Source organism: Streptomyces sp. NPDC047971 (assembly GCF_040653355.1).
Lineage (GTDB): Bacteria > Actinomycetota > Actinomycetes > Streptomycetales > Streptomycetaceae > Streptomyces.
Genome location: NZ_JBEZNW010000051.1, coordinates 33,098 through 42,068, shown reverse-complemented (window position 1 = coordinate 42,068; position 8,971 = coordinate 33,098). Strand labels below are relative to the sequence as shown.

14 protein-coding genes are annotated in these 8,971 nt (G+C 69.9%); 12 read left to right on the top strand and 2 right to left on the bottom strand.

Annotated features, from left to right (window positions below; translation table 11 throughout):
* Positions 1-202 precede the first annotated feature (202 nt).
* Complete coding sequence (locus tag AB0D99_RS32130; protein ID WP_362370392.1) at positions 203-1,471, bottom strand: tyrosine-type recombinase/integrase; 1,269 nt, start codon at positions 1,469-1,471, stop codon at positions 203-205.
* Positions 1,472-1,905: 434 nt separating this feature from the next.
* Positions 1,906-2,274: a helix-turn-helix transcriptional regulator gene (locus AB0D99_RS32125; protein ID WP_362370389.1), complete on the bottom strand. Its 369-nt coding sequence runs from the start codon at positions 2,272-2,274 to the stop codon at positions 1,906-1,908.
* 555 nt (positions 2,275-2,829) lie between these two features.
* On the opposite strand from AB0D99_RS32125, the gene AB0D99_RS32120 reads away from it, so the two are divergent.
* The 12 genes from AB0D99_RS32120 (at position 2,830) to AB0D99_RS32065 (ending at position 8,962) form a co-directional block, all read left to right on the top strand.
* Positions 2,830-3,066: a helix-turn-helix domain-containing protein gene (locus tag AB0D99_RS32120; RefSeq protein ID WP_362370386.1), complete on the top strand. Its 237-nt coding sequence runs from the start codon at positions 2,830-2,832 to the stop codon at positions 3,064-3,066.
* A gap of 80 nt (positions 3,067-3,146) precedes the next feature.
* Positions 3,147-3,434, top strand: coding sequence for a hypothetical protein (locus tag AB0D99_RS32115; RefSeq protein WP_362370383.1), 288 nt, complete (start codon positions 3,147-3,149; stop codon positions 3,432-3,434).
* Positions 3,431-4,117 carry a hypothetical protein gene (locus tag AB0D99_RS32110; protein ID WP_362370380.1) on the top strand — a complete coding sequence of 229 codons (687 nt, stop codon included), beginning with the start codon at positions 3,431-3,433 and terminating at the stop codon, positions 4,115-4,117. Before AB0D99_RS32115 ends, AB0D99_RS32110 begins: the two co-directional genes overlap by 4 nt.
* The gene (locus AB0D99_RS32105) at positions 4,114-4,494 is read left to right on the top strand and encodes a hypothetical protein (RefSeq protein ID WP_362370377.1); all 381 of its coding nucleotides are present in this window, start codon (positions 4,114-4,116) and stop codon (positions 4,492-4,494) included. Before AB0D99_RS32110 ends, AB0D99_RS32105 begins: the two co-directional genes overlap by 4 nt.
* Positions 4,491-5,318, top strand: a complete 828-nt coding sequence (locus AB0D99_RS32100; RefSeq protein WP_362370374.1) for a hypothetical protein — start codon at positions 4,491-4,493, stop codon at positions 5,316-5,318. Before AB0D99_RS32105 ends, AB0D99_RS32100 begins: the two co-directional genes overlap by 4 nt.
* A 2-nt stretch (positions 5,319-5,320) precedes the next feature.
* Positions 5,321-6,358, top strand: a complete 1,038-nt coding sequence (locus AB0D99_RS32095; RefSeq protein ID WP_362370371.1) for a hypothetical protein — start codon at positions 5,321-5,323, stop codon at positions 6,356-6,358.
* Complete coding sequence (locus AB0D99_RS32090; RefSeq protein WP_362370368.1) at positions 6,355-7,059, top strand: 3'-5' exonuclease; 705 nt, start codon at positions 6,355-6,357, stop codon at positions 7,057-7,059. Before AB0D99_RS32095 ends, AB0D99_RS32090 begins: the two co-directional genes overlap by 4 nt.
* Complete coding sequence (locus tag AB0D99_RS32085; protein ID WP_362370365.1) at positions 7,056-7,637, top strand: hypothetical protein; 582 nt, start codon at positions 7,056-7,058, stop codon at positions 7,635-7,637. The genes AB0D99_RS32090 and AB0D99_RS32085 overlap by 4 nt, the downstream gene beginning before the upstream one ends.
* Complete coding sequence (locus AB0D99_RS32080; RefSeq protein WP_362370362.1) at positions 7,634-8,098, top strand: WhiB family transcriptional regulator; 465 nt, start codon at positions 7,634-7,636, stop codon at positions 8,096-8,098. The genes AB0D99_RS32085 and AB0D99_RS32080 overlap by 4 nt, the downstream gene beginning before the upstream one ends.
* Positions 8,095-8,346 carry a hypothetical protein gene (locus AB0D99_RS32075; protein WP_362370360.1) on the top strand — a complete coding sequence of 84 codons (252 nt, stop codon included), beginning with the start codon at positions 8,095-8,097 and terminating at the stop codon, positions 8,344-8,346. The genes AB0D99_RS32080 and AB0D99_RS32075 overlap by 4 nt, the downstream gene beginning before the upstream one ends.
* Complete coding sequence (locus AB0D99_RS32070) at positions 8,343-8,663, top strand: hypothetical protein (RefSeq protein WP_362370357.1); 321 nt, start codon at positions 8,343-8,345, stop codon at positions 8,661-8,663. Before AB0D99_RS32075 ends, AB0D99_RS32070 begins: the two co-directional genes overlap by 4 nt.
* Positions 8,663-8,962, top strand: a complete 300-nt coding sequence (locus AB0D99_RS32065) for a hypothetical protein (RefSeq protein WP_362370354.1) — start codon at positions 8,663-8,665, stop codon at positions 8,960-8,962. Before AB0D99_RS32070 ends, AB0D99_RS32065 begins: the two co-directional genes overlap by 1 nt.
* Positions 8,963-8,971: the final 9 nt, after the last annotated feature.

The window sequence follows — 8,971 nt, the reverse complement described above, 5'->3', positions numbered from 1 at the left end:
GTGGGCGCGGACGGTTTCGAACCGCCGACATCTGCTTTGTAAGAAACCGTAAGGCGATCATGAGGCTCCGTGAGGCGGGATGAGCGCAGGTGAGGGGCGGTGCGGTGCCCCGGCGCCCCCAAGAGTGAGCCCCAGTGAGGGACAACGAGACTCCGTGAGGGGGTCATGTGGCATCCGCGTGGCATCTTGTGGCATCCGCACCTCAAGACACCGCCCGCAGGTGACGGCCGCTGACCAGCGCGGACCGCACCTCCTCAACCAGATCCGGGCCGGCGTGCTGGTACAGCCACGTCACCCGGCCGCCCCGCTCGTGCCCCATGATGACCTGGACATCCTTCTCCGGAACACCCGCGTCCTTCAGCCTCGTCGCGAACGTGTGCCTCAGGTCGTGGACCCGGGGCCAGATCTCCTTGCGCCCGGTCTCCGGGCTGGTGACCTCACGGGCCAGGCCAGCGGCCTGAATTGCGGGGATCCAGTGCCTTCGGAAGTTCGGTCGGGTCAGCGCGCCGCCCCTCGGGCCCCGGAAGATGAGCTCTTCCTCGTGCAGATCCTCGCCGTCGCCGATCGGCGACTCCGTGGCTGCAGGGTCCCACGTCGCCATCATGGACTCGACGGCCTCGACGGCCTTCGGCGTCAGCGGCACGGTTCGGAACCCGGCCCGGCTCTTCGGCGCTGGCTTCCGCCGGATCCGGCCCCGGTCGTCGATGAGAACTTCCTTCACCTTCACCGTGGCGCTGCCGAGGTCCACGTTGCAGGCCCTCAGGCCCGTGTACTCACCCCAGCGCATACCGGTCTCCTCGGCGAACACTACCAACGGCAGGTAGTAGTCGGTGAGCTGCTGGCGGATCAGCTCGCACTGCGCGGCCGTCGGCGGGATGAGGTCGTCCGGGTGCTTGGCGGGCGCTGCGGACACCTCGATGTCGAGGGTGGGGTTGAGGGTGATCCGCCGGTCGCGGAGCGCGGCGACCATCATGTGCCGCAGCAGTTCCAGCGCCTTCTTCTGGGTGGCGTGCCCCTTCACCTCGTTCGTGATCCAGTCCTGCACCTGAATCCACGTGATGGTGTTGAGCTTCCGCTTTCCCCACTTCGGCTGCACGTGGACCGTCCAGGCCGACAGCTTGCGGTTCTTCGTCGTCACCGACTTGACCTTGACTGTCGGCCACCAAATTGCCCACCACTCGTCGACCGTGATGGCGCCGCGCTTCGGGTCCTGGTACGTGCCCTCACGGACCTTCGTCCGGACGTTGTCGAGGAACGCCTCGGCGGCCTTACGCCCGCCGTCCTTGATCGCGAAGCACTTCTGCTTCTGCGCGCCGTCGGGGTCCCGGTACCGGGCCTGCCATGAGCCAGTGCAGTCGCGCCGGCTGTTGCGGGCGCCGTATGTCGCCTCGGGGTACTTCTCCTTGCACAGGGCGCAGCCGCAGCCCTTCTCTCGCAGCTGCCTGGGGTTGTTCGCTGTTTTACGCGCCACGGTTGGTCACCTGGCCACTCCTCCGCTGGTTGGGAACGCGGGGCAGCATCACAACGGGCGCCCCGCACCAGCAGATTGCACCGTTGAGGGGCTGCGCGATGGCCAGTTCTTCAAGGACGGCCCGAAGGGCTACGAAGCACGCGCATGGTGGCAGCGTGTCGGGGAGGGTGACCGTGTTCCCGTCGGCGTCGTACGGCTGGAAGTTGAGCGGGTCGAGCGGTGCGAATCGGACGCGAAGGCACATGGGAACCCCCCGGGCAGGCAGGCGACGTTTGACCGTCGGCCAGGGGGAGGGCAGGCCGCTCGTCCGACCGTACCCCCTTGTAGGTGAATATGCGACCACTCTGCGTACGCCAAGTCGCCCTAGTCTCACAGGGAGTGGCGGAGTCCATTTCGGTTAGACCCGCGACCGCGGCAGATGGTTGTACGGCGGGCTAGCGCTTGTTGGAGTCGTTCAGCGCCTTCAGCTCGATGAGCTTCATCCGCTGCTGCTCTTCGGTCAGCCCACGGAACAGGTCAAGGAGCTGCTCCTCGGCGTCCTGGCTGAGGGGGCCGGGGGCCGCACGGTTGGCGGCGGCAAAGATCTCGACCTCGGTGAACTTCGGGTACTCGCGCGCGAGGGCGCGCAGCTTCTCCGGGTTAGGGCCGCGCTTGGTGCCGCGCCGGCCTTGGGTCCACGAGTTGACGGTGGCGGGGGTGACACCGATGGCGCGCGCGATCTGCGACTCGTTGACGTTGTACGTGTCACGAATGCGCTTGATCAGCTGCGCAAGGTTTTCGGCGCGCTCCCCATGGCTATCCACGTGGGTAACTATCCCTGCGGATCTTCTACTTTTGCAAGTAAAAGTAGAAGCATGGCGGGATCACACAGCAGCGCGTGACCTCCCCGTCGCGCGCCGTTGCGCTTGTCATATGCAGACAGATTAGAACAGTCATTCGACGCGCGCCACAGCGAATCGCAACTCACTGAAACTCACGCCAACATGCTTGACCTCATCGAAACCGATACGGTAGAAAAGTATCAACGACGACGGGACAACCGCTCGTCGCCAACGACCAGCGCGAGGCATACATGACCCACCTGCTCCGCAAGGACCACGGCAAGCCAATCCGCAGCGCAATGAAGCGCCGCGGGCTCACCGGGGCGAAGCTCGCGAAGGCCACGAAGGCCGTCGATGTAGCAGGGCAGGGAATCAGCCTGGCGACAGTCTCGAAGATCACCGGAAGCGGCGAGACAGCCGCCGACCACTGCCGGCTCCGCACCGCATGGCTCATCGCCACGGTGGTGCATGAGCCCCTCCAGGACCTCTTCGACATGCCCTCAGTTTCAACCGCAACGGTAGAAAGGTCTAGCCCCGATGGCGACTCAGACCCTCGCTGAACGCGCGGAGATCCTCCGACCCGCCGGCATCAGCCCCCTCCTGACCACCGCGCAGCTCATGGCCCTCTACGGCGTCTCCAACTGGACCGTCAACGAGTGGGTCAAGAACGGCTGCCCCCTGGAGCCCACCGCGTTCCGCGGTCGGCGCTTCGACCCGGACCGGGTCCGCGCATGGATGGCCGAGCAGGCCACCGCGCTCGCCGCGTCCGCCTGACCCAAAAGAACGGGGCCGTCAGGACCCTGGCCGGTCCGCAACAGCCCCTCGGCACCTCAACCCCAAGAGAAGAGGACACCGTGAGTACCAGTATCACCCACCCCACCAACATCCCGAGCGGTGAACGGCGCACGATCCGCGTCGAGTTCACCGCCCCCATCCCGGCCGTCCCGGTCGCGCTGGTCCTGGTGGACCGTGACGGCGACGTGTGGCGGCAGGCCGGTCTCACCGCCGAGGGCGAGCCGCTGATGGTGTGCGACTCCCCGCAGGACCCGGCCGACCAGGGCGACGGCCCGTCGTACCCGTGGACGCCGACGGCGATCCGTGCCTGGCTCTCGCCGGTGCGCACGCTGGGCGGTGCGGCATGAACTCCCGCGCGGTGAACGCCGCGGCTGAGGTGATCCTCGCCGCCCTGAAGCAGGGCAAGACGCTGCCGGTGTCGTGGGCGTACGCCCTGGAGTCGGCTCAGCTGCTCCAGTCTCCGGAGAGCGCCGCCAACCACCGTGCTGAGGTGCAGGCCGAGCGCGACGCGCAGATCGTCGCGTGGCTCCTCAAGAAGTCGCACGAGTACGGGACGTCGAACCGCGAGAAGCGGGCGAAGGCCGAGGCCGTATGGCGCATGGCCGACAAGCTCAGCCGTGGAGCGGTTCGCCCCGATGGGGAGTGCGCGGAGCTGGCGGAGCAGGCCGCAGACGAGGTGGACCGGCTGCGGGCTCGGGTGGCCGAGCTGGAGGCCGAGCGGCACACCACGAACGAGGCCCTGTCCGACGCGGCCGAGCAGCTGAGGGCCAACCGCGACCGGATCGCCGAGCTGGAGGCGCTGGAGCCCGCGCCGATCCAGACGTGCCGGACCTGCGGCGCGGGCTACACCTACGGCCAGCCGTGCAGCAACTGCCAGTTCCAGGCCCGCATGGCCGCCGAGCTGGCCGCCCGGCAGCACGAGGGCGAGCTGGCCGAGCAGCGGCACCTCGTCGACGAGCTCGATCACGCCCTCGAAGCCCTCGCCCCGCGCACCACGACCACGATCGAGACCCTCGGGAGCGTCCTGTGAGCACCGACCGCACGCCCGTCGACGGGCCGTTCCGCATCCACGTCGAGCCGCTCCCCACTGGCGCCACCCTCGACATGACGCACTACCTCTCGTCGGTGCTGCTCAACCTGGCCTCCGCGGCCGAGGAGGACGGCGAGGGGCTGCTCTCCGAGCTCGTCCACATCGCCGAGTGCGCCCGGCAGGCCGCGCACCAGGGCCAGGACTCCCACGCCGCACACGAGCGGGACGAGCGGGTTGCCGACCTGCTGGCCGAGGTCGCGGACGAGGGCCGGGTCCCGGTGTACGGGCAGCAGGTTCTCCGGCTCGCGGAGCGACTGCGGACGATCGCCGCACCGAAGGCGGTCCCGGCGCCGCGCCAAGGTGGTGCTGCCGCGTGACTCAGCCGCGCCACGCGCGGGACACCGAGCGGGGTCGCTACTACAGCGACCCCGCCGGGGGCCCCGACCTCGTCTCCGTCACCAACATCATCGACACCGCCGTCAACAAGTCCATGGCCCTCGTGCCATGGGGCGTGAAGCTCACCGTCGAGCACTTCCTCGACAACTGGAAGCCGATCGTGCGCCGCGTCCTCGTCGACCGGCCCGCCCTCACCCGCGAGCTGAAGGCGATCCACCGCGACGCCAAGGAGCGGGCTGCCGACCTCGGCGACCGCGTCCACGCTGCCGCTGAGGCACACGTCCTCGGCGCCCCCGTCGCGGACGACCCGGAGGTCGCCCCGTACACCGAGCAACTGAAACTGTGGCTCGCGTCGTGGGGCGTCGACCTCGACAAGCACGTCGAGGCCACCGAGATCACCTGCTTCCACCGGCGCCTCGGCTACGCCGGTACTGCCGATCTCCTGATCTGGCTGCCGACCGGCCCCGGCGGGCGCCTGGAGCTGTGGCTGATCGACTACAAGTCGTCGGCCACCCGCCCGGCGAAGTCGGTGTACCCGGAGAACACTCTCCAGCTCGCCGCGCTCCGCTTCTGCGAGACGGTCCTCCTCCCCGACGACACCGACGCCCCCATGCCGCGCATCGAGCGCGCCGGCGTCCTCAACCTCCGCGCGAAGTCTCACGCCCTGGTGCCGATGCCCGCCGACCGGACCGCGCACCGCGCGTTCCGGGGCCTGATCGAAGGCACCCGCTGGCTGCACGCCGCACCCTCCTCGTACCCCGCGCTCGTGGCTCCGGCCGCGCCCCAAAACCGAAAGGCAGCCTGACCATGGGTGGCCGCATCATCACCATGCAGCGACAGGCCCGCGAGCTCGGCCGCCTGCGCACCGGCTGGTCCGTCCCCAGCGACAAGCCCAACGGCCGGCCCCGACCGGTCAAGTCCAAGACGTGGGTGGTCACCTCCCACGCCGAGCACTACGTCGAGGCGGCCGCCGCAGCGTGGGGCGGGACCGTCGAGCGCTGGCAGCCGCAGGGCGCCGGGGCCCCACAGTTCCGCGTCATCACAGAGGCCGAGCAGCTCGACGCGCTCCTGCCGCCGGGTGACCCGCTGTCTCAGCACAACGAGATGTGGAACAAGGGCGGCTGTATGCGTCGCTGCGATGGCGAGACGGAGCAGCTCTCCCGCCAGTCATGCATCTGCCTGCGGCAGTTCGGCGAGGAGTGGCACCAGCAGCCCAAGGGAAGCGTCTGCTCCGCCACCACCCGCCTGAACGTGATGCTCCCCGACATGCCCGACCTGGGCGTGTGGCGGGCCGAGACGCACAGCTTCTACGCCGCGAACGAGATGGCCGGAACCGTCGACATGGTGCTGTCCGGCACGAACGGACAGGGCCTCGTCCCGGTGACGCTGCGGATCGAGCCGCGGTCTCGGGTAGCGGGCGGTAAAACGAAGCACTTCCCGGTCGTGGTCGTCGAGGTCCGAGGGATCACCCCGCGGCAGGCACTGTCCGGCCCGCTGTCGACCGCGCTCGCGCTGGACCCGACCGGGTCCCGGGCGGTCGCCGCGATCGAGGCCGCGCCCGGGCGGGACTGGATCGCGGAGGCCAAGGGCTCGCTCACATCGGACGACGTCCGCGACCTGTGGATGGAGGCCCAGACCGCGGGCGCCGTGCACCCGAAGGGCACCGACCCGCTGTCGAAGCAGCTCATGGCGATCGCTGCGGAGAAGGACACCGAGAACAGCGGTACGACAGACGACGAGCAGGGGCCCGACGAGGACGGCGCGTACCCGGTCGAGGTCGTCGAGGACAGTGAGGCCGCTGCCTGGCCGGCGGTCGCTGCTCCCGGATCGGGGGCCCGCGCATGAGTTGGTACCTCGGCCGCCTGTGCGGCTTCGACCTGGAAACCACCGGCATCGACGTCGACAACGACCGCATCGTCACCGCCTGCGTCGTCCAGTGCGGCGGCGGACAGCCCACCGCCTCGGCAACGTGGCTCGCCAACCCCGGCATCGACATCCCGGAGCAGGCCGCCGCAGTCCACGGCATCAGCACCGAGAAGGCCCGCACGGAGGGTCGCCCGGCCGCGGAAGTTGTCGCCGAAGTCCTCGCCGCGCTCGGCCAGATCATCACCGCCGGCATCCCGGTCGTCGCGATGAACGCCCGCTTCGACCTCACCATGCTCGACCGCGAGGCCGCCCGCTACGGCCTCGCCCCGCTGCCCGCCGGCCCTGTGGTGGACCCGTTCGTCATCGACAAGGCCACCGACAAGTACCGCAAGGGCAAGCGGCGCCTCACCGACCTGTGCGCCCACTACGAGGTCTCCATCGGCGAGGCGCACACCGCGGACGCCGACGCGATCGCCGCGTGCCGTGTCGCCTGGCGGCAGGGCTCCCGCGTCCCGCGTCTGGCCGCGATGTCGCTCGCCGAGCTGCACGCCGCGCAGGTCGAGTGGGCTGCCGAGCAGGCCGCCAGCCTGCAGCAGTACCTCCGCAAGAGCGACCCGGCCGCGTACTGCCCGCCGGAGTGGCCGCTGATCCCCCGCCACGAGAACGGAGCCGTCCTGTGACGCTCATCGAGACCCCCGCGGCCGGGCTGATCGCCCGCCCGGCCGCGGGCACCAAGCCCCTCGTCATCGGACTCGACCTGTCCCTCACGTCCACCGGCATCGCGGGACACGGCTGGACCGCCCACGTCCGCACCAAGACCCGCGGCGACCACCGGCTCCACTACCTCACGGCCCAGATCACCGGCTACATCAAGGCCGCGGACCTCGTCGTCATGGAAGGCCCGTCGTACGGACACGCTGCGCTCGCCGGCCACGAAGACCTCGCCGGGCTCCGCGTCCTCGTCCGCCAGATCTGCTACCGCCGTTCCATCCCGTACGCCGTCATTCCGCCGTCGTCGCTGAAGCTGTACGGCACCGGCTACGGCAAGGCCAGCAAGGGCGAGATCCGTTCGGCGGTCGCTGACCGGTACGGCGTCCACACCGAAGGATCCGCCCGGTACGACGAGGCAGACGCCTACGTGGCGATGGCCGCCGGAATGGACTGGCTCGGCTACCGCCTGGCCGATGTCCCCGAGCGCGCGGCGGCCGCCCTGGTGAAGGTGCAGTGGCCCGAGCAGGTGCCGGCGGTGGCCCAGTGACCAGCACTCGTGGGATCAGCCTCCCCTACATCCCCAACTGGCGAGCGTCCGCCGCCTGCTTGGCAGCCGACCCCGACGCCATGTTCCCGGACCCCAGCGACGAGAAAGGCACCAAGCACGCGAAAGGCATCTGCGGCACGTGCCCTGTCATTCAGGAGTGTCTCGCCGAGGCCATGGCGGAGGAAGGCGGCAAGTCCAAGGAATCCCGCTTCGGGATCCGGGGCGGCCTCACAGGCGGGCAGCGGTACTACCTCCGCGGCCGTAACAAGGCCGTCCCCGGCCTGGTTGCCAAGCCCAAGCGGGCATCAACCAGGCCCCTCGCACCCTGCGGAACGCCCGCCGCGTACGAGCGGCATGTCAGGAACCACGAGCCGGTGGACGAGTCCTGCCGCCTGGCCCACAACGCCGAGCGGCGCGAGGCCCGCCAGAAGGCCAAGGCCCGCAACAAGGCCGCAGCGTGACCGGCCAGCGGGTCACCGCGGCCCTGTTCATCGACTGCGGCGAAGGCCGCGAGATCCGCCACGGCGACCGCGCCGGACAGATCCGCTACACCCGCCAGCCCCGCGCCCGCTACGAGTGCGCCGCCTGCAACTACCGATCCGAGACCGTCACCGGCCCAGACGCCGTCAAGGCGTTCGTCGCCCACATCCGCGCCACCCACCAGGCCGTCTGCCCGGCGGCCACAACCGAAGGAGCACGAGCAGCATGAGCACCCCGATCCGCATCGACGCCGACGTGAAGATCGACTCGAAGGTTCTCACCGACGTCGCCGAAGCCCTCGAACCGTTCGCCGACGCCATGTTCAAGCAGCGCGCCGGCCGGTGGATGGCCGTCGTCGAGCTGTCCCACAGCGAGCGCACCGAGCCCGGCCCGGAGGAGGACAAGAACCCGTCGGTCAAGGTCCGCGTCACCGCGATCGAGGTCGCGGCCGACGCGTTCACCACAGACCGGCTCCGCAGCCTCCAGCGGGACATGTACCAGCGGCGCACGGACGCCGGAACCCTCGACGAGATCGACGCGGCCTGATGAGCCGGCCGCGCGCGACGGGCGCCGCCACCACCCGGTGCCCGACGTGCGCGGCCCCGGTCCTCGTGCAGTGGGTCGGCCACACCGCCGCCCTCAAAGCAGTCGTGGACCTCACACCGCTCACCCCCGCCCAGCAGACCGCCGCCCGGGAACCCAACCGGCTCGTGTGGTGCCGCTTCCAGGCCGGGCCGCACTCCCCGCCCCGCCTCCGCTGGGCGACACCACCGCACCCGCCCGACTGCGGCCACCCACACCTCGCCGAACACCGCTGCACCGCCGAGCCAACCACCCTTTTCTGAGGAGAGCCC

Coding starts and splice junctions, on each gene's coding strand:
- AB0D99_RS32120 (WP_362370386.1), top strand. CDS start 2,830: ATGGCGACTCAGACCCTCGCTGAACGCGCGGAGATCCTCCGACCCGCC.
- AB0D99_RS32110 (WP_362370380.1), top strand. CDS start 3,431: ATGAACTCCCGCGCGGTGAACGCCGCGGCTGAGGTGATCCTCGCCGCC.
- AB0D99_RS32095 (WP_362370371.1), top strand. CDS start 5,321: ATGGGTGGCCGCATCATCACCATGCAGCGACAGGCCCGCGAGCTCGGC.
- AB0D99_RS32090 (WP_362370368.1), top strand. CDS start 6,355: ATGAGTTGGTACCTCGGCCGCCTGTGCGGCTTCGACCTGGAAACCACC.
- AB0D99_RS32070 (WP_362370357.1), top strand. CDS start 8,343: ATGAGCACCCCGATCCGCATCGACGCCGACGTGAAGATCGACTCGAAG.
- AB0D99_RS32065 (WP_362370354.1), top strand. CDS start 8,663: ATGAGCCGGCCGCGCGCGACGGGCGCCGCCACCACCCGGTGCCCGACG.